This window comes from Microbacterium sp. LMI1x-1-1.1 (genome assembly GCF_040676205.1).
GTDB lineage: Bacteria > Actinomycetota > Actinomycetes > Actinomycetales > Microbacteriaceae > Microbacterium > Microbacterium aquilitoris.
In genome coordinates this window covers 338,429-356,788 of the sequence record NZ_JBEGHM010000002.1, presented here as the reverse complement: position 1 = coordinate 356,788, position 18,360 = coordinate 338,429, and the positions used below count along the sequence as shown (strand labels likewise).

Annotated in this window: 19 protein-coding genes and 1 tRNA gene; 12 read left to right on the top strand and 8 right to left on the bottom strand. The window is 72.5% G+C overall.

Annotated elements, in window-relative coordinates:
• Window positions 1–18 precede the first annotated feature (18 nt).
• From nhaA to MRBLMI1x_RS09455, 3 genes are read left to right on the top strand one after another with little or no spacing between them, the layout of a single operon-like run.
• Window positions 19–1,851 (top strand): Na+/H+ antiporter NhaA, encoded by a 1,833-nt coding sequence (gene nhaA, locus MRBLMI1x_RS09465; RefSeq protein WP_363458435.1) that lies wholly within the window; start codon window positions 19–21, stop codon window positions 1,849–1,851.
• 10 nt (window positions 1,852–1,861) lie between these two features.
• Entirely contained in the window at window positions 1,862–3,508 is a 1,647-nt protein-coding gene (locus tag MRBLMI1x_RS09460) for an FAD-dependent oxidoreductase (protein ID WP_363458433.1), read from the top strand.
• A gap of 17 nt (window positions 3,509–3,525) precedes the next feature.
• Entirely contained in the window at window positions 3,526–3,870 is a 345-nt protein-coding gene (locus tag MRBLMI1x_RS09455; RefSeq protein WP_018188459.1) for a UBP-type zinc finger domain-containing protein, read from the top strand.
• Between the two features lie 7 nt (window positions 3,871–3,877).
• On the opposite strand, the gene MRBLMI1x_RS09450 is transcribed toward MRBLMI1x_RS09455, so the two are convergent.
• Both MRBLMI1x_RS09450 and MRBLMI1x_RS09445 read right to left on the bottom strand, forming a co-directional pair.
• Complete coding sequence (locus MRBLMI1x_RS09450) at window positions 3,878–4,354, bottom strand: YbaK/EbsC family protein (RefSeq protein WP_018188460.1); 477 nt, start codon at window positions 4,352–4,354, stop codon at window positions 3,878–3,880.
• A gap of 3 nt (window positions 4,355–4,357) precedes the next feature.
• Window positions 4,358–5,161, bottom strand: a complete 804-nt coding sequence (locus MRBLMI1x_RS09445) for a methyltransferase domain-containing protein (RefSeq protein ID WP_363458430.1) — start codon at window positions 5,159–5,161, stop codon at window positions 4,358–4,360.
• 109 nt (window positions 5,162–5,270) lie between these two features.
• Here MRBLMI1x_RS09445 and MRBLMI1x_RS09440 point away from each other — a divergent pair, with 109 nt between their 5' ends.
• Entirely contained in the window at window positions 5,271–6,344 is a 1,074-nt protein-coding gene (locus MRBLMI1x_RS09440; protein WP_363458428.1) for a Glu/Leu/Phe/Val dehydrogenase family protein, read from the top strand.
• Between the two features lie 39 nt (window positions 6,345–6,383).
• Here the strand turns inward: MRBLMI1x_RS09440 and MRBLMI1x_RS09435 are convergent, their stop codons facing one another.
• The 3 genes from MRBLMI1x_RS09435 to MRBLMI1x_RS09425 are packed head-to-tail and all read right to left on the bottom strand — an operon-like array spanning window position 6,384 to window position 8,710.
• Window positions 6,384–6,971, bottom strand: coding sequence for a hypothetical protein (locus MRBLMI1x_RS09435; RefSeq protein WP_336124096.1), 588 nt, complete (start codon window positions 6,969–6,971; stop codon window positions 6,384–6,386).
• Complete coding sequence (locus tag MRBLMI1x_RS09430) at window positions 6,972–8,351, bottom strand: hypothetical protein (RefSeq protein ID WP_363458426.1); 1,380 nt, start codon at window positions 8,349–8,351, stop codon at window positions 6,972–6,974.
• Window positions 8,348–8,710 (bottom strand): PadR family transcriptional regulator, encoded by a 363-nt coding sequence (locus MRBLMI1x_RS09425; RefSeq protein WP_018188465.1) that lies wholly within the window; start codon window positions 8,708–8,710, stop codon window positions 8,348–8,350. Before MRBLMI1x_RS09425 ends, MRBLMI1x_RS09430 begins: the two co-directional genes overlap by 4 nt.
• Window positions 8,711–8,832: 122 nt before the next feature.
• Here MRBLMI1x_RS09425 and MRBLMI1x_RS09420 point away from each other — a divergent pair, with 122 nt between their 5' ends.
• From MRBLMI1x_RS09420 to MRBLMI1x_RS09400, 5 genes are read left to right on the top strand one after another with little or no spacing between them, the layout of a single operon-like run.
• Window positions 8,833–9,606 carry an SDR family NAD(P)-dependent oxidoreductase gene (locus tag MRBLMI1x_RS09420; protein WP_363458424.1) on the top strand — a complete coding sequence of 258 codons (774 nt, stop codon included), beginning with the start codon at window positions 8,833–8,835 and terminating at the stop codon, window positions 9,604–9,606.
• The gene (locus tag MRBLMI1x_RS09415; protein ID WP_256335299.1) at window positions 9,606–10,241 is read left to right on the top strand and encodes a TetR/AcrR family transcriptional regulator; all 636 of its coding nucleotides are present in this window, start codon (window positions 9,606–9,608) and stop codon (window positions 10,239–10,241) included. The genes MRBLMI1x_RS09420 and MRBLMI1x_RS09415 overlap by 1 nt, the downstream gene beginning before the upstream one ends.
• Window positions 10,222–11,001: a hypothetical protein gene (locus tag MRBLMI1x_RS09410; protein ID WP_363458421.1), complete on the top strand. Its 780-nt coding sequence runs from the start codon at window positions 10,222–10,224 to the stop codon at window positions 10,999–11,001. Before MRBLMI1x_RS09415 ends, MRBLMI1x_RS09410 begins: the two co-directional genes overlap by 20 nt.
• A complete protein-coding gene (locus tag MRBLMI1x_RS09405; protein ID WP_363458419.1) occupies window positions 10,998–12,263 on the top strand; it encodes an aminotransferase class III-fold pyridoxal phosphate-dependent enzyme in 1,266 nt (421 codons plus the stop codon). Before MRBLMI1x_RS09410 ends, MRBLMI1x_RS09405 begins: the two co-directional genes overlap by 4 nt.
• A gap of 1 nt (window position 12,264) precedes the next feature.
• Window positions 12,265–13,422, top strand: coding sequence for an MFS transporter (locus tag MRBLMI1x_RS09400; RefSeq protein ID WP_363458417.1), 1,158 nt, complete (start codon window positions 12,265–12,267; stop codon window positions 13,420–13,422).
• Between the two features lie 37 nt (window positions 13,423–13,459).
• On the opposite strand, the gene MRBLMI1x_RS09395 is transcribed toward MRBLMI1x_RS09400, so the two are convergent.
• Window positions 13,460–14,098 (bottom strand): TetR/AcrR family transcriptional regulator, encoded by a 639-nt coding sequence (locus MRBLMI1x_RS09395; RefSeq protein WP_311857258.1) that lies wholly within the window; start codon window positions 14,096–14,098, stop codon window positions 13,460–13,462.
• A gap of 52 nt (window positions 14,099–14,150) precedes the next feature.
• On the opposite strand from MRBLMI1x_RS09395, the gene MRBLMI1x_RS09390 reads away from it, so the two are divergent.
• The 3 genes from MRBLMI1x_RS09390 to MRBLMI1x_RS09380 are packed head-to-tail and all read left to right on the top strand — an operon-like array spanning window position 14,151 to window position 17,187.
• Window positions 14,151–14,819, top strand: a complete 669-nt coding sequence (locus MRBLMI1x_RS09390; RefSeq protein WP_363458415.1) for a class II aldolase/adducin family protein — start codon at window positions 14,151–14,153, stop codon at window positions 14,817–14,819.
• Window positions 14,816–15,628: an aminoglycoside phosphotransferase family protein gene (locus MRBLMI1x_RS09385; RefSeq protein ID WP_336124108.1), complete on the top strand. Its 813-nt coding sequence runs from the start codon at window positions 14,816–14,818 to the stop codon at window positions 15,626–15,628. The genes MRBLMI1x_RS09390 and MRBLMI1x_RS09385 overlap by 4 nt, the downstream gene beginning before the upstream one ends.
• Entirely contained in the window at window positions 15,625–17,187 is a 1,563-nt protein-coding gene (locus MRBLMI1x_RS09380) for a glycerol-3-phosphate dehydrogenase/oxidase (protein WP_363458413.1), read from the top strand. Before MRBLMI1x_RS09385 ends, MRBLMI1x_RS09380 begins: the two co-directional genes overlap by 4 nt.
• Before the next feature lie 35 nt (window positions 17,188–17,222).
• On the opposite strand, the gene MRBLMI1x_RS09375 is transcribed toward MRBLMI1x_RS09380, so the two are convergent.
• Window positions 17,223–17,298, bottom strand: a tRNA-Ala gene (locus tag MRBLMI1x_RS09375).
• Window positions 17,299–17,352: 54 nt separating this feature from the next.
• Complete coding sequence (locus MRBLMI1x_RS09370; protein ID WP_363458411.1) at window positions 17,353–18,348, bottom strand: large exoprotein; 996 nt, start codon at window positions 18,346–18,348, stop codon at window positions 17,353–17,355.
• Window positions 18,349–18,360: the final 12 nt, after the last annotated feature.

The window sequence follows — 18,360 nt, the reverse complement described above, 5'->3', positions numbered from 1 at the left end:
ACCCCTCCCGGAGGATGCATGCCGCAGAAACTCGCCTCGATCGCGGACCACGTGGGCAGGATGGGCCGCACCCGGATGGGCGCGCTCCTGCTGCTGCTCGCGACCGTTGCCGCCGTCGTGTGGGCGAACATCTCCTCCGAGACCTACGCCGGATTCTGGGACACCCACCTGATGATCGGGCTGGGCGACATCCACCTCGACTTCACGCTGCACGCGCTCGTCAACGACGCGCTGATGGCGATCTTCTTCTTCACCGTCGGGCTCGAGGTGAGGCGGGAGTTCGCGATCGGAGAGCTGACCAGCTGGTCGCGCGCCGTCGTCCCCGTGATCGCCGCCGTCGCCGGACTCGCCCTGCCCGCCCTCCTGTTCGTCCTCATCGCCGGCCCGAGCGGGAACGCGGATGCCTGGGGTGTCGTCATCTCGACCGACACGGCCTTCCTCGTGGGCGCCCTCGCGCTCATCGGGCCGCGCGGGTCGGGACGCCTGCGGGTGTTCCTCCTCGCCCTCGCCGTCGTGGACGACATCGGGGCGCTCAGCATCATCGCCCTCGTCTACACCGAGACGTTCACACCGATGCCGCTCCTGATCGCCGCGGTCGGCCTCGTCGGCATCTACCTCGTCCGCTACCTGCGCGGCGGACGCGGACCGATCTACGCCACCCTTGCCGTCATCGTGTGGCTCGCATTCCTGGCCTCGGGCGTGCACCCCACCCTGGCCGGCGTCGCGATCGCGCTGCTCGTGCCGGTCTACCGGCCCGACCGCCGCGACGTCGAGCATGCGCTCGAGCTCGCGCGCACGTTCCGGCAGTCGCCGAGCACCGAGTACGCCCGGGCCGCGGCGAACAGCCTGCGCGAGTCGATCTCGATCAACGAACGCCTGCAGACCGCGTACGCGCCGTACGTCGCGTACGTCATCCTGCCGCTGTTCGCCCTCGCGAACGCGGGCGTCTCGCTCAGCCCCGACATCCTGGCTGCCGCCGCGACCTCCCCTCTCACGTGGGGCGTCGTGGTCGGTCTCGTCGTCGGTAAGCTCGCGGGCATCTGGGGGTCGACCGCCGTCCTCAAGGCCCTCAAGATCGGCGACTTCGGTCCGGGGCTCTCCCTCGACCGCATCGGCGGTGGCGCGGCCCTCGCCGGCATCGGCTTCACGATCTCGCTCTTCATCATCGACCTGGCGATCGAGGACCCCGACGCACAGAATCAGGCGCGGGTGGGGGTGCTCGCGGCATCCGTCATCGCCCTCGGCCTCGGCGCGCTCCTGTTCCGGATCGCCGACGCCCGGAGCCCCGAGGAGGAGGTCGGCCAGACGCTCGTGCGTCCCGTCGACCCGCGCCGGGACCACATCTTCGGGTCCGCCGACGCTCCCTTCGAGATCGTCGAGTACGGCGACTTCCAGTGCGGGTTCTGCCTGAAGGCGTCCGGGTCGATCCAGGAAGTGATGGACGAGCTCGGACCGAACCTCCGCTACGTGTGGCGGCACGCCCCCCTCACGGTGCAGCACCCCAACGCCCTCGCCGGGGCGGAGGCATCGGAGGCGGCGGCGAAGCAAGGCAAGTTCTTCGAGTTCGAGCGGGGGCTGTTCGCCGACCAGGACAACCAGCTGCCGTCCGACATCGTGCGTCTGGCCGCGCGTCTCGGACTCGACGTGCCGAGGTTCGAGCGCGATCTCACCGCGCCCGACGTGGCGAGTCGCGTCCGCGACGACATGTTCGACGCCGAGGCGATGAACATCCACTCGGTGCCGACCTTCTTCGTCAACGGTCGCCGTCACACCGGCCCGTACGACGCGCAGTCGCTCATCCGGGCACTGCAATCGCAATCCGACGCACCGGTCTCGCCCGCGGGTCGATAGGTTGGGCGCCATGGCGCAAGAAAACGCTCCCATGATCATGGACGCGATGATGTCGCCCGACCTCTCCGACGCGCACTGGCGCCGGCTGGTGTCGGCCGCCGTCCCGCAGGACGTCGAGGTCGGCGACTACGTCTTCCGCACCGGCGAGGCGGGCTACGACCTGATCTTCGTCGAGTCGGGAGAGGTCGAGATCGTCCGCGACGCGCTCCGCTGGATCGGCGAAGCGGTCATCACGACGGTCGGTCCCGGGCGGTTCGCCGGCGAGCTCGGCATCCTGAACGGTCAGAGCGCGTTCCTGTCGGCCCGGGTGACGAAAGCCGGCCGCGTGCACCGCCTCTCGCGCGCGGCACTCCGCGAGATCATGAGCGAGGACGACGAGCTCTGCGACCTCATCCTGCACGCGCTGTGGGCGCGGCGCGAGTCGCTCCGCACCGGCCCCGCCGCGATGACGCTGAAATTCGTCGGCACGACGACCTCGAACGACTTCCTGTCGCTCCGGCGCTTCGCCGAACGGCTCGACCTCGTCCACAAGGCCGTGGCCCTCGCACCCAGCGACCTCGACACGCTCGACGTGCACGAGGTCGCCGCCGAAGACCTGCCGGTCGCCTACGTCCAGGGCGAGCCGATCCCCCGCGCCACCCCGGGGCTCGTCGCGGAACGCCTCGGTCTCAGCTACCGGGCCGAGTCCGATGAGATCGTCGACCTCGTCGTGGTCGGCGGCGGACCGGCCGGACTCGCGGCCGCCATCTACGGCGCCTCCGAGGGGCTGAGCACCGTGCTGCTCGACGCCGTCGCGCCGGGCGGGCAGGCGGCATCCACCTCGCGCATCGAGAACTTCCTCGGGTTCCCCTTCGGCGTGAGCGGCGGCGATCTCATCGGCCAGGCCGTCCTGCAGGCGCTGAAGTTCGGCGTCCGCGTGTATGCGCCGTGCGAGGCCGTCGCCCTCGCCCAGGTCGGCCCGGACCTGCTCGACGTCACTCTCTCCGACGACCGCGTCATCCGCGCGCGGAGCGCCATCGTCACCTCGGGGGCGGCCTACCGTCGTCTCGCCCTCGACCGGTGGGAGGACTTCGAGCGCTCCGGCGTCTACTACGCCGCGACCCCGCTCGAGCTCCGCCAGGTGCAGAACAAGCCGGTCGTCGTGGTCGGCGGCGCGAACTCCGCCGGGCAGGCCGCGCTCTACCTCGCGGCCCACGGCTCCCCCGTGCACCTCGTCATCCGCGGCACGGACCTCCGCACCCGGATGTCCAGCTACCTCGCCGACCGGCTCGCCGAGGATCCGCGCGTGCGGGTGCACACGGCATCCCAGGTCACCGCCCTCGACGGGAACGGCACCCTGGAGTCCGTCACGATCGACTCCGCCGGGGCCGTCGACGCGCGCGGGCTGTTCTGCTTCATCGGGGCGGACCCGGCGACGTCGTGGCTGCCCGCCATCGACCGCGACACCGACGGCTTCATCCGCACCGGCACCGACGTGGCCGTGCAGTCCATCGCGCAGTGGCGCGACCTCGGGCGCGAGCCGTTCCCGTTCGAGACGTCAGCGCCGCGCGTGTTCGCTGCGGGCGACGTGCGTCGCGGATCGATGAAGCGCGTCGCCGCGGCCGTCGGCGAAGGATCGAGCGCTGTCGCCTCGGTGCACCGCGCCCTGGCCTACTGACCCATCGAGAGGATGAGATGAGCTCCGACATCGACACCAACGTCGCCCCCTCGGGCGCGGGCTGCGCCGAGTGCGATCAGCAGGACGGGTTCTGGGTGCACCTGCGCCGCTGCGCGGCGTGCGGTCACGTCGGATGCTGCGACACGTCACCCGGCCAGCACGCGACCGCGCACTTCCGCGAGACCGGGCACCGCCTCGTGCAGAGCTTCGAGCCCGGCGAGGACTGGTTCTGGGACTACGTCGACGAGACCATGTTCACCGGCCCCGAACTGGCCGAGCCCACCAGCCACCCCGCCGATCAGCCCGCTCCCGGCCCGCGCGGCCGGGTGCCCCTGAACTGGCGTGAGCTCATCCACACCTGAGCACGCGTCAGACGACCGAGACGACCCGTCCGCCGGTGAGCCGCACGAGCTCATCGAACGTCATCGGGAAGACGGTGTGCGGGGTGCCACCGGCCGCCCAGATCTCGGGGTAGCCGGCGAGGTCCTCGTCGACGAGCGTCTCGAGGGGAGCCGGATGGCCGGTGGGGGCGACCCCGCCGATGGCCTGGCCCGTCGCCTCGCGCACCTGCTCCGGGGTCGCGCGGCTGATCTTGCCTCGCCCGATCCGTGCGGCGAGGGCTGCGGTGTCGACGCGGTGGGCCCCGCTGGTCATCACCAGCAGCGGCCGCCCGTCGCACTGGAACACGAGGCTGTTCGCGATCGCGCCGACCTCCACGCCCAGGGCGTCGGCCGCGAGCACCGCGGTCGAGGCCGCGTCGGGCAGCACGACGATCTCGCCCGGGATGCCGGCTGCGCGCAGCGCGTCGTGGACGAGGCGGCTGCGTGCGCTGAGGTTCTCCGTCACCGCTCAGCCCCGCGCGAGGATCTCGCCGTGCGGCATGAGCAGCCAGCCGTCGGGAGCCGCGGCCCACTCGCGCCACCCCGCCGAGATCCGCTCGAGATCGGCCCGGTCGGCGAGGCCCTGCTCGACGGCGTGCTCGGCGTACGAGGAGTGCAGGGCGCGATCGGCCCACGACCCGCCCCACCACGCACGCTGCTCGTCGGTCTCGAACAGCCACGTCGACGCGCTCACGGCGACGTCGGTGAACCCCGCCTGGCGTGCCCACGCCTTGAGGCGCCGCCCCGCGGCCGGCTCGCCCCCATTGTTACGACCGATGCGCAGCAGCAGGTCGAGCCACTCGTCGAGCGCGGGGATGTGCGGGTGGATGATGATGCCCGCGTAGTCCACGTCGCGCGCGGCGACGAGGCCGCCCTGCCCGGCGAGCCGACGGAATTCGCGCAGAGCATCGACGGGCCGGCCGAGGTGCTGCAGGAGTTGGTGCGTGTGGACGATGTCGAAGGAGCCGTCCGGCGCGTCGACGGCGTAGGCGTCCGCCGTCTCGAAGGAGACGTTCGTGACGCCTTCGGCGGCGGCGTGGGCCTGCGCCTGCGCCACGACCTCCGCCGAGGAGTCGAGGCCGACGACCCGACCGGGATCGAGCCGGCGCGCGAGGTCGACCGTGATCGTGCCCGGGCCCGATCCGACGTCGAGGAGGGACGCGCCGGGGCGAAGATGCGGCAGCAGATATCCGACCGAGTTCTCCGCCGTCCGCCAGCTGTGCGCCCGCAGGACGCTCTCGTGGTGGCCGTGGGAATAGCGTTCGGTCTGCATGGGCCACAGCCTAGGCGGCGGCCGATATGCGAGGCAGAATGATGACGGATGCCGCAGATCGGCGGCATCCGCACCGCAGTGCCCACAAGGCCCGTCGACAAGGATCGCGATGACGCATTCTCTGCCCCTGCCCGATTTCACCCACGAGCGCGTGGAGGTGATCACGGGCCGGCGGAGCGGCCTCGTCGTCACCGTCGCCCTGCACTCGTCGACGCTCGGCCCCGCTCTCGGCGGCGCGCGCCTGTGGCGTTACCCGCACTGGTCCGACGCGATGGGCGACGCTCTGCGCCTGTCAGCAGCGATGACGCTGAAGAACGCGACGGCGGGATTGGATGCCGGGGGCGGCAAGTCCGTCATCGCCCTGAGCGAGGCGGACACCCTCGACGTCGACCGGCGCCGGGCGGCGTTCCTGGACCTCGGCGACGCCGTCGAGTCGTTCGGCGGCCAGTACCGGACGGCAGAGGACGTGGGGTCGACGACCGACGACATGCTCGTCGTCAGCGAGCGGACGGCGCACGTCGTGGGTCTCCCGGACTCGGTGGGCGGATCGGGCGAGCCCGCTGGCCCCACGAGCCGCGGTGTCTACGCGGCGCTCCGTGCGACCCTCGAGCGCGTCGCGGGTTCGCCCGAGGTCGCCGGTCGCCGTATCACGATCTCGGGACTCGGCCAGGTCGGCAGCCGCCTCGCCGTCCGGCTGTCGGGTGAGGGCGCGATCCTCACCGTGACCGACGTCAACCCCGCGAAGATGTCGCTCGCCGCCGAACTCGGCGCGACGTGGGTCGAGCCGGGCACCGAGCACCTCGTGCCCGCCGACGTGTTCGTGCCCGCCGGCATCGGCGGCGTCCTCACCGACGAGGTCATCGACGCCCTCGCGGCGACCGCGGTCTGCGGTCCCGCGAACAACCCGCTCGCCGAACGCTCCGGCGCCGTGCGTCTGGCGGATCGCGGCATCCTGTACGCACCCGACTTCGTCGCGAACGCGGGCGGTGTCATCTACCTCGACGTCGAGGCGCGCACGCCCGGGCACCGCGAGGAGATCGCGACCCGCATCGACGGCATCGGCGACACGCTGCGGCGCCTCTTCGACGATGCCGCCGCCCGCGGGGTCACCCCGCTCGACGCGGCCGAGGCCTACGCGGCCGAGCGCCTGTCGACCGGCGCCCGCGTCCCCGCGAGCGTCTGAGCGCGCGCCCGGGGCCCGCTGCGGCGGGTCCCGGGTCGCTCAGGCCGGAACGGCGGGCATCGGCATCCCGCGTCGCATCTCGACGGCGCACCCGATGAGCGCGATGGCGGCGACGGCGGTCAGCAGGTGCACGGCGACGGCGATGACGCCGAGGAGCGGCGCGATGATCGTCCCGCCGACGACGCCCGTCGTCACTGCCGCCCACTGCGACATGCCGGCACGGCGAAGCAGCCGAGATCCGGCGACCGCGAGGAAGACCGCGAGTGCGACGATGCCGACGACGGCGAGGACCAGGGCGGGCACGTCCATTCCCGCGGTCGGCAGTCCGTCCTCGCTCCGTTGGAACGACACCCGGACCGTGGTGGCTGCGAGACCGCCGGCCACCCCTGCCAGCGTGGCTGCAGCGAGGAGCACCCCGGTTCCCCGCGCGCCGACCAGCCGGCCGAGGCGGGCGATCGGGGCGAGCGCGACGCCGACCGCGGCAGGGGCGACCCCACCCGCGACGAAGAGGAACGCGTCCGGTGCCCCGGGAGTGATCGATCCGACACCACCGGCGATCGACGCCGTCAAGGCGAGGGATGCCGCGACGATCGCCGCAGTCGCCCAGCTCCGTTCGCGGGGCTTCATCTAGGCCGCCTGGCTCAGGGCAGAGGACACCCGTGCGCTCCGACGCCACGGCAGCACCAGGACGACGAGCGCCAGCACGGGAGCCGCGAAGGCGAGCATCGGCGTGAGGGTCAGGCCGAGGACGAGCGTGTAGGCGAGCATGATCCCGAGACCGACGCCGATACGGATGCCGGTGGCGGAGCCGTGTCCCGTGCTCAGCGGCATCCGCACGACCACCCACCAGGCGAGTGCGAAACCGATCGCCGCTGCCGCGCCCACCCACGCGATCGTGAGGGAGCCGTTCCCGTCGGAGATCAGGTAGTCCGTGGCGATCGCGGCGAACCCCGCAGCGGCGGCGGCCACCGGGATCCAGACGTCGCGACCGGCGCGCCGCCGCGAACGCTCTAGCACGACGCCGAGGGCGATCAGAGCGGGGATCATGCTGACGGCGAGGATGACGATGCCCTCCCGCATCGCCACCGTGTCGTCGCCTCGCGCCGTGGGAGACCAGTCGGCTCCGGCGAACGCCCATGCCAGGCCCACCGCACCACCGGCGAGGGCGATGCCGGCGAGGGCGCGGCTGAGAGCGGCCCCACCCGCCGAGGAGCGCGGCGCGCGAGGCGTGGGCGCCGGTGCGCCGACGGCGGGTGCAGCACGTCGCACGCCCCGAACGCGAGGCAGGGCTGCGACGACGAGCACGACGATCGCCACGACCGCCGTGGTCCCGGGCGAGAGGAAGACGAGCGCCCCTGTGACCGGGGCGGCGATGATCGCCACCACGATCGCGAGGACACGGGCCGCAGGTCCGAGCCCCGCACGCCGGAGGGCGGGGGCGACGAGCAGCGCGAACGCGACCATCGTCAGCAGGACGCCCGCACCGGCGAGCGGCAACGTCATCGCCGCCAAGCCCGTCTGCGGCAGACCGGCGTCCGCCGCATCGAAGCCCTGACTCCATGCGATCCCTCCGAACCCGCTGCAGACGCCGGCGACGGCGAGGCACGCCGTCGCGGTCACCGCGGCTCCGTCCCCGAGGAGCGCAACCGCCCGCAGCAGGGAGACGAGAGCGACACCCGTCAGCGCGGGCGCCACACCGGTCATGATGAAGAGCACCGGCTCATGGATGGCCGGTCCGCGGCCCGTGAAGAACAGCAGGCCGACCTGTCCGACGGCGGTCGCGAGGACGGCGAGGGATGCCGTGATGATGGCCGCCGTGGCGCCGAGCCGCGATCCGAGGCCGTGGATGACCGCGGCGCGCCTCTCGGCGCCGGAGGGACCGGAGCGCCCGGTGCGCTCGGCGTCGTCGAGCATCATCGCGACGAGCACGTCGCCGTGATCACGGCGCCACGAGCGCGGATACCAGGCCAGCAGGCGACGGAACGGGCGGTCGTCGAGCCCGCTCACGCGATCGCCGTCCGACCGAAGCCCGGCTGGACTGCGGGCCGGCCTGCGGCGCGCAGCCGCTCCCGCGCCACGCGAGCCTGATGCTCGAGCGCCGCGACCTCCGCCTCGAGCGCCGCACCGCCGGCATCCTGGATCGCGAAATACCGCCGGGCGCGACCACCGACGACCTCCTCGCCGTCGGCTCGGATCAGTCCGTCGCGCTCGAGACGCTCGAGGGCGGCGTAGAGGGTCGTGACCTTCATCGCGGCGCGCCCCGATGAGGCCGCATCCACCTCGCGCAGGATGTCGTAGCCGTGCCGCCGCCCCCCGGCGAGCGCCGTGAGGATCCAGAAGCCCGTGGGGCCGAGAGTCGTCGCCATGAGTCATTCATACTCCATCGGCAGGAATATTCCCACTATTGATTCTTTACGCGGCGTCCGCGCATCGCCATACTGAGTGACCACCCGCACTTGTTCATCTGTACAACTTTCCTGGAGGCCCCATGCCCGGCGTGATCGTCATCACGGGAGCGAGCTCGGGGATCGGTGCCGGCTTCGCCCGGCGCTACGCCGCGCGCGGCCACGACGTCGTCCTGGTCGCCCGCCGCGCCGAGCGCCTCGAATCCCTCGCCGAGGAGCTCCGCGGGCTGCACCGCGTCGAGGCGACCGTGCTCGCCGCCGACCTCGCCGACCCGGCCGCACCGGCCGCGATCGCCGCCGAACTCGCCGAGCGCGGCATCCGTCCCTCAGGTCTCGTCAACAGCGCGGGTTTCGGGACGGCATCCGCTTTCGTCGACGAGGATGCCGCGCGCGTCGCCGCCGAGGTGCAGGTCAACGTCGCAGCCCTCACCCTGCTGACCCGCGAACTGCTCCCGCAGCTGATCGAGGCACGCGGGGTGCTCGTGAACGTGTCGAGCAACGCCGGCCACCAGCCGCTGCCGGGACTCGCGGTGTACGCCGCCACGAAGGCCTACGTCACCTCGCTCACCGAGGCGATCTGGCAGGAGACGCGCGGCACCGGTCTGACCGTCCTCGCCCTCTGCCCCGGTCCGACCGAGACGGAGTTCTTCGCCGCAGCGGGGTCCGAGACGTTCAAGGTCGGCGCGACGAAGACCGTCGACGACGTCCTCGACGAAGCGTTCGACGCGCTGGACTCGTCCCGCCCCTCCCCCGTCCGCACCGTCGGCGCCGCCAATCGCGTGCAGGGCTGGGTGGCGCGCGTCTCGCCGCGGCGCCTCCGCCTGCACGTCGCCGCACGCGCGGTGGGAGGCTCCTGATGCGACGGATGCCTCCCGAAGAGCGCCGCGGCGAACTCATCGCCGCCGCCATCCGCGTCATCGCCCGGCAGGGCGTGGCTGCGGCGACGACCCGAGCCATCACCGCCGAGGCGGGCATGCCGCTCGGCGCGTTCACCTACATCTTCGGCACGCAGGACGAGCTGATGACGGCCGTCATCGACACCGTCATCGAACAGGAGCGCTTCGCCGCCGAGTCCCGCGCGATCGACCCGACGTCCCTGGCATCGGCGATCCGCTCGGGCCTCGAGGGCTACATCGACATGCTCGAGCACGACCCGGCCGACGAGATCGCCCTGCTCGAGCTGGCCCTCGTCGCCCGCCGGCGCGACCCGCAGGGGCAGATGCGCGCGCAGTGGCAGACGTACTTCCGTGCCGCCGAGCAGATGCTGACCTACGCGGCCGAGATCACCGGCAACCGGTGGACCGAGCCGGTCGCCGACCTCGCCCGCCACCTCGTCGTCGTCGTCGACGGGATCACGACGACGTGGCTGGCGGACGGTGATTCGGATGCCGCGCGTCGCACGGCATCGTTCGCCGCCGCCGCGTTCGCCGCGGCATCCGCCCCGCTCGGGGCACCGACCGAAGGGAGTCCCCGTGCTGACGGAGATCGATGAGCGCGTCCTCGCGGCCGTGAACCTGCACGCCGTCCTCGGCGCTCTGCCGAAGCTGTCCGAGGTCGCGCCCGACGCGTCGCGCCTGCTCGCAGGGCTGGCGCAGCCGGTGCGTCTGACCGCTCGGGTGATCGGCGGCGAGTCCATGAGCCTCGTCTTCGCTCGGGACGGCATCCGCGCGGCGGAGGGCGACCGTGGCGGCATGACGCGAGCGACCCTCGTGTTCCGCTCCCCCGCGCACCTGAACGCCGTGCTCGACGGCGCGGGGTCGCCGCTGCCGATCGCCGGGCCTGCCGGCATCCGCTTCCTCACGCAGGTGTTCACCCCGATCAGCGACCTGCTCGGCCGATACCTTCGCCCGAGCGACGCCGACCTCGCCGACCCGGCCTTCACCGATGCGCACCGGGTGCTCCTCCTCGAGGTCGCCGTGGGAGCCATCGCGATCGTCGCGAACCGCGACCGCTCCGGCCGCTTCAGTGCGGGCCAGATGACCGACGGCGACCTCGACATCACGGTCGGCGACGCGCTCCGCCACCGCCTGCGGGTGCGGGAGCACACCCTCTCTCGCGTTCCGGTGACGGATGCCGCGCCCCGCGCCGTCTTCCGGTTCGCAGACCTGCAGACCGCCGGCGACGTCCTCGCGGGCCGGGAGAGCGCGCTCGCGTGCGTCGGTGACGGGCGCATCGCCATCCGCGGCTACATCCCCCTCGTCGACAACACGAGCCGCATCCTCGACCGCGTCGGCCACTACCTCGGAAAGTGAGCTCCCCCGTGTACACCTTCGACAAGAGCCTCGCCGCCTTCCGTCGCGCGCAGCGGGTGATCCCCGGCGGCATCCCGGGGCACCTCGGTCCCACCGAGGGACTGCACCTTCCGAACGAGGGCTTCCCGAAGTTCGCGACCCGGGCCGAGGGCACCCGGTTCTGGGACCTCGACGGCAACGAGTTCATCGATTGGATGTGCGCGTACGGGCCCAACGTCCTCGGGTACAACGACCCGGACGTCACCGCCGCCGCTCAGGCGCAGGCGAAGAAGGAGGACGTCGTCTCGCTGCCGTCGACCGTCATGATCGACTTCGCCGAGCTGCTGGTCGACCAGGTCGCCAGCGCGGACTGGGCGATGTTCGCCAAGAACGGCGGCGACACGACGACGCTCGCGATCATGACCGCCCGCGCCGCGACGCTGCGCAAGAAGGTGGTCTTCGTGAAGGGGTTCTACCACGGGGTCGCGCCGTGGACGCAGAAGGTCGACTACCCCGGCGTCCTCGAGGAGGACGTCGCGAACAACCTCTACGTGCCGTGGAACGACCTCGACGCGCTCCGGGCGCTGCTCTCCGAGAACCGCGGGCAGGTCGCCGCCCTCATCTCGACGCCGTACATGCACGGCAACTTCGTCGACAACCAGCTGCCCGCCGACGGGTACTGGCAGGCCGTGCGGAAGCTCTGCGACGAGCACGGCGTCGTCCTGATCATCGACGACGTGCGCGCAGGCTTCCGCCTCGACCTCGCCGGCAGCGACCACTACTTCGGCTTCGAGGCCGACCTGATCTGCTTCTGCAAGGCGCTCGCGAACGGCTACAACGTCTCGGCGCTCCTCGGCCGCGAGTCCTTGAAGGAGGCGGTGAGCTCGATCACCTACACAGGCAGCTACTGGATGAGCGCCGTGCCATTCGCGGCCGGCATCGCGACGCAGAAGAAGCTCCGCGAGCTCGACGCCCCCGCGCTGTTCGAGCGCCTGGGCCGACGGCTGACCGACGGCCTCACCGAGGCGGCCGCCGACGCCGGCTACTCGCTCGTGGCCTCGGGCGCACCCGCCCTCTTCTACCTGCGGGTGGCCGATCCGGCGGACTCGCTCATGCTGCATCAGGACTGGATCGCCGAGTGCGTGCGCCGCGGCGCGTACCTCACCTCGCATCACAATCACTTCCTCAACGCCGCGGTCACCGAGGCCGACGTCGACCGCACGGTCGAGATCGCCGCCGACGCCTTCGCCGCCCTCCGGACGCGCCACCCCGCGGTGGTGTGAGGTGACCGCCACGACGGCACCATCCGCGACGACACCCCGCACCGTCGCCGCGACAGCCGCGGTGTACGGCCTGCAGGGTCTCGGATACTCCGTCATCGTGACGGCGCTCCCCGCTTTCCAGGAACGCACCGGACTGGATGCCACGGGCATCGCCGCGATCCTGCTGGGAGTCTGCGTGACCGCGGCGCTCGGCTCGCTCGTCGCCGACGCGATCGCCCGGCGTGCCAGCAGCCGTCGGGGTGTCGTCGTGGGCCTGTCGCTGCAGGCGGTGGGACTGGTCGCGACGGCGTTCTCGCCGGGAACCGCGATGCTCGCGGCATCCGTGCTGCTCTACGGCCTGGGGCTGGGGCTGATCGACGCGTCCTCGAACATGCAGGGCGTCCTCGCCCAGCGCGGGCGCGCGACCCCGCTGCTCGGACGCTTCTTCGCGACGCTCACGGCAGGGTCGATCGTCGGGGCGCTCGGCATGGCGGGGATCCTCGCCGCCGGGGCGCCCGCGGTCGCCGCGCTGGTCGCCGCCGCGGTCCTGCAGATCGCGTTCGTCGCCTTCGGGGCGCGTCTGCTCAGCCGCGAGCGGGCGGCGCGGAGCACGGAGTGGAGCGGACCCCGAGGTCCCAGGCTCGACGGACGCGCGATCACCGTCGTCGGACTCGTCATCCTCGCCGCGTACACGGTCGACTCGGCGGTGAGCTCGTGGGGCTCGATCCACCTCGAGTCGATCGGCGCCGCCGTCGCGCTCGCCCCCGTCGGCCTCGCGGCCTACCAGGGCGGCGTGCTCATCGCGAGGATGGTGACGGATGCCGTCGTCCGCCGCATCGGTCGCGCGCGTCTGCTCGCCGTCGGCCTCGTCCTCGGCGTCGCCGGTGCGGTCGTCGTGGCCGCGGTCCCCTCGCCCGTCGTCACGATCGTCGCCTTCGCGGTGAGCGGTCTCGCCGTCGGAGCGCTGGTCCCCATCGCGTTCGGGCTCGCCGGCTCCATCGATCCAGCGCGCAGCGACGAGGTCATCGCACGGGTCAACCTCTTCAACTACGCCGGCGCCGTCCTCGGGGCCGTCGGGGTCGGGGTGCTCACCGACGTCACCGGCTCGGGGATCGCATTCCTCCTGCCCGCGCTCCTGCTCGTCGCGGCCGTCCCGGCGTGGCGTCGGACCGCCGGCTGAGCCGCTGGGGTGCCCGGCGCTTCACGCACCCCGCTCTTCAGGTACCCAGCGAGGCGCGGAGCGCGCGTTCGAGCTCGGCGAGCAGCACGGCCCGCTCCGGCTCGGGCGCGGCGAAGGCGTCGTGCAGCACGGCGTCGGCCGACGCGAACGCGACCCGGGCGACGGCCGCGCCGCGCTCGTCGTCCACTCCGTCGAGCACACCCGCTTCGCGGAGCAGCGTGTGGACGCGATCGGCCATCGCCCGCTTGTGGCGGCGACGCGCGGCATCGGCCTCGGCCGAGATCGCGACCGTACCGAGCGACCTGGCGGACTGCTCGTCCTGGTAGACGGCGACGACGGCACGGAGCACGCCACCGACGGGGTCCTCGCCGCGCGGGTCGCTGCGGAGACGCTCGATCGCGTCGTCGAGCAGGCGCTCGAGGCGGTCGTGGTACCGAGAGACGATGGCGGCGAGGATCGCCTCACGGTCGGGCAGGTACTGGTACAGCGCCCCCACGCTGACCCCGGCCTCGGCGGCGACGCGCGGCAGCGTGATGACGTCGACGCCCTCTCGCAGCACGATGTCCTCGGCGGCGGCGATCGCCTGCGCGAGCTTCTGGCGCGACCGCTGCTGCGTCGGGGTCCGGCGCAGGCCGAGGGCGGCCCAGTCCTGAGGGGTGTCGTCCGTGGTGTCCATGGAATCAAACTTGACTTTGGTTAGGGGTGGCGGCAACGTTAGCAGCATGACGATGACGTCGCACCATCACGATCTCCGCGCGTCTGTGGCCGCGGCATCCCGCGCTCTCGCCGGTCACGGCCTGCTCATCGGCACCGCGGGCAACGTCAGCGCCCGGGCGGGCGACGTCGTCGCCGTCACGGCGACCGGCGTCGTCCTGGGTAAGGCGACCGCCGATGACGTGACCGTCGTCGATCTGGGCGGTGCCGTGGTCGAGGGAACGCTCGCCCCGACGTCCGAGCTCGCCCTCCATCTCGGGGTCCTGCGCTCCGCGCCGGCCGAGAAGGTGTCGGCGGTCGTCCACACGCACGCGCCGAACGCGACGGCACTCTCGCTCGTCCTCGACGAGCTGCCGGTCGTGCACTACCAGCAACTCGTCCTGGGAGGGTCCCTCCGCGTCGCCCCGTTCCACGCGTTCGGGACGCCCGACCTGGCCGCCGCCGTCGGCGCAGCCCTCGACGGCCGTCTCGCAGCCCTCATGGCGAACCACGGCACGGTCGCGCTCGGCGCCGACCTCACGGCCGCCGTCGAGAACGCGCTGCTGGTCGAGTGGCTCGCGGAACTCTACCTGCGCGCCGCGAGCGTCGGCACGCCGCGGGCGCTCGACGCCGCACAGCAGCAGGAGGTCGTCGCGCACGCGATGCGCCTCGGGTACGGAACGACGAAGCCGGTGTCGGCGTGACCGCGGTCGGCGAGCTCGTGGCGCATGGGCGTTCCGCAGACGTCCACTCCCTGACGACGGCAACCGTCGTGAAGGTCTTCCACGACGACTGGCCCGATGAGGCGATCGGCCGCGAGGTCGAGGACGCCACGGCCGCGTTCGACCTCGGCCTCACGCCCATCCGCTGCCGCGGCAGAGCGGATGCCGACGGCCGCCGCGCGGTCGTCTTCGACCGCATCGAGGGGGTCGCCCTGACCACCGTCGCCGAGAAGAACCCGCTGCGGATGGGGCGCGTCGCCCGCGCGCTGGCGCAGGAGCACGCGCGCATCCACCGGGTCGCGAGCGACCGCTTCCCCGACGTGCGCGACGTCGCGGCGGACCTCGTCGGCACTGCGCCCTTCGCCGGTCTCACCGCGCGCGAGCGCGCAGCGCTCCTCGATCACCTCGCGTCGCTCCCCGGCGGCGAGAGCGTCCTGCACCTCGACTTCCACCCGATGAACGTGTTCCGACACGGCGGCGGCATCGCGACGATCGACTGGCAGTCCACCGCCTGCGGTGATCCCGCGGCCGACGTCGCGATGACCCGGCTGCTGTTCACCGAGGCCGAGCTGTTCCCGGGGGCGACCAGGGCGCAGCTGCTCGTCTACGGGGCGGCGCGCGGGGCGATGGGACGCATGTATCTGAAGGAGTACCTCGACGTGACGGGGATGACGACGGCGCGCCTCGACCGGTGGGCGACGGCCGCGCGGGTGCTGCGGCTGGGAATGCTCGACATCCCGAGCGAGCGCGAGCGTCTGCTGCGCGGCATCCGGTCGGTGATCGCCCGATGACGACGACGGTCCGGCGTTCCCTGCCCGCCGAGGGTGAGGTCGTCGACGTCCTCGTCGTCGGCGGCGGCATCACCGGAGCGGCGATCGCCTACGAGGCCGCGAGTCGCGGGCTGTCGGTCGCGCTCGTCGAGAAGGGCGACTTCGGCGCCGCGACCTCGGCCGCGACGGGAAAGCTCATCCACGGCGGTCTCCGCTACCTGAAGAACTTCGAAGTGGGTCTCGTCCGTGAGTCCCTCGCCGAGCGGCGCACGCTGTCGCGCATCGCTCCGGGGCTCGTCTCCCCCATCGCGATGGTCCTCCCCGACCCGGGGCTCATCGAGCACGTCGGCCTCACGGCGTACGACGTGCTGTCGTTCGATCGCAACCGCGTACCGACGAGCCACCGCATCCCCCGTCATCGGAGCCTGAGCCGCGAAGAGCTGAGGCTGCGCGGGCTGGGGCATCTCGAGCACGGGATCCTCTTCCACGACGCGATGATGCTCTCGCCCGAACGGTTGACGTTCGCATTCGTGCGGTCCGCCGCCGCGCAGGGCGCAAGGGTCGCGAACCACGTGCGGGCCGATGGCCTGATCTCCGCGGCCGGACGCGTTCGCGGGGCCCGCGTGACCGACCTCGTGACCGGCACGGCACACGAGGTGCGGGCCCGCGTGACGGTGAACGCGAGCGGACCGTGGGCGTACGACGTGCTCGCCGCCGAGGGCCTGCTGCAGCGCACTGCCGGCCCCCGCCCCGAGGTGCGGTCGGAGGGCATCTACCTGATCACGAGGCCGATCACCGAGACGATGGTGCTCACCGTGTCGTCGGGCGGTCACTTCAGCTTCGCGCCGTGGCGCGGGCGGACGCTCATCGGTCCGACCGAGACGCCCTACACCGGCGATGTCTCGGACTGGCGGCTGACGCGGGAATCGATCGAACGCTTCCTCGGCGAGATCAACGCCGCAGGTCGCCTGCCGGTGGAACTGTCGATGTCGGACGTCGTCGCCGCGTACGGCGGCCTCCGGCCGCTCACCGAGACGAGCGGGACCGACACCTACCGCGCCTCGCGCGCGTCCGAGCTCGTCGACCACGCCAAGGACGGCGTCCCCGGCATCGTCACCGCGACCGGCGGCAAGTACACGACCGCGCGCGCGTTCGCCGAGAAGGTCGTCCCCGCGCTCGCACGATCGATCGGCCGCGTCGCCGCGCCGAGCCGCACCGCCGACGTGCCGCTCGACGGCGCGGACCTCGCCGACACGGGGACGGCCGACCTGATCGACCGGCTGTACGGATCGGATGCCGGTGCCCTCCGGGCCGTGGCATCCGAGTCCGACGTCCTCTCACGCGAGGCGACGGATGACGGTGAACTGCTCGCCGGTGTCGCGTTCGCGGCCCGACACGAGGCCGCCGTGCACCTCACCGACATCCTGCTGAACCGCACCGGCATCGGCCGCCGCGGCGACCCCGGCGACGAGGTCCTGTCGGCGGCGGCGGATGTCGCGGGCACCGAGCTCGACTGGTCGCCGGAGCGCCGTGCGACCGAGCTCGACGCCGCGCGCGCCGCGGTCACACTCCCCCGATAACGGCGAAAGACCCCCGCGAACGGGGGTCTTTCCGGTGGTGGACCTGAGGGGATTCGAACCCCTGACCTCTTCATTGCGAACGAAGCGCGCTACCAACTGCGCCACAGGCCCGGAAGCCTCAACATTACCACGACCGATCGGGCCGCTCGAACGCGAGGCGGGCTCCTACTGGCCCGATGCGCGGCGTGCGAGGAGGTCGCGCACGTGCGCTTCGATGCGCTCGTCATCAGCCGGCCCGGCGAAGGCGACCTCGGCGGCACGGGTGCGACGGGCGGTGTCGATCGACGGCGGCGCGGCCTGCGCCACCCGCTCGCGAAGAGCCTCTTCGACGGCCGCCTGGCGGAGCGCATCGCGGGCGTCCGAGGCGTCGAGCACGGCCGCTGCGCGCGACCCGGCCGACGCGGTGAGCGGACGCGGCAGCGTGCGCGGCGTCCATTCGACACGGTCCGACTCGAGCACGACGTCCTGGAGTGCGCTCGCCTCGCGGACGACCTCGATCTCGACGGAACGGGATGCCGCGCGTCTCGCGACCGTGTTCATCCGGCCGAGTACGAGCAGGCTCAAGAGGGCGACGGCTCCGCCCGCAACGAGCAGAGTCCAGCCGGCGCCGATGGCGCCGAGGTAGCCACCGAAACCGGTGACGCCGAGAGCCAGCACACCGACGACGGAAGCGGTGAGGCGCACCCGGCGACGCGTCCGTGCACGGCGGACGGCGGGAGTGGCGCGGGCGGCGGCGGCCCCGGCGATCGCGCGCTCGCGGGCGAGTGCGGCATCCGCTCGCGCCTTCTCGCGCCGGGCCGCGGCGTCGGCGGCAGCCTGACGCCGCTCGGCCTTGGCGAGTTCGCGGTCGATGGCGGCCTGCGCCTTCGCGGCAGCGAGTTCGGCGCGCGCGGCTTCGAGGCCGACGCTCTCCTTCTCCGCCTGCACGCGGCGTGCGAGCTTCTGCTGGGCGAGGGCGGTGCGCGCGTTCAGCTCGAGGCGGACCTCACCAGGGGTCTCGCTGGTCTCGGCGAGGACGCGCAGCGCCTGGTTGAGCCGGACCGCGTTCCGCTCCGCGGCCTGGTATTGATGACGGCTGTGCCACGACGGCAGAAGGTACAACAGCCACAAGAGGACAGCGACGAGGACGATCACCCCGCCACCCATCACCTGCTCACCCATGTCGCTCACCGT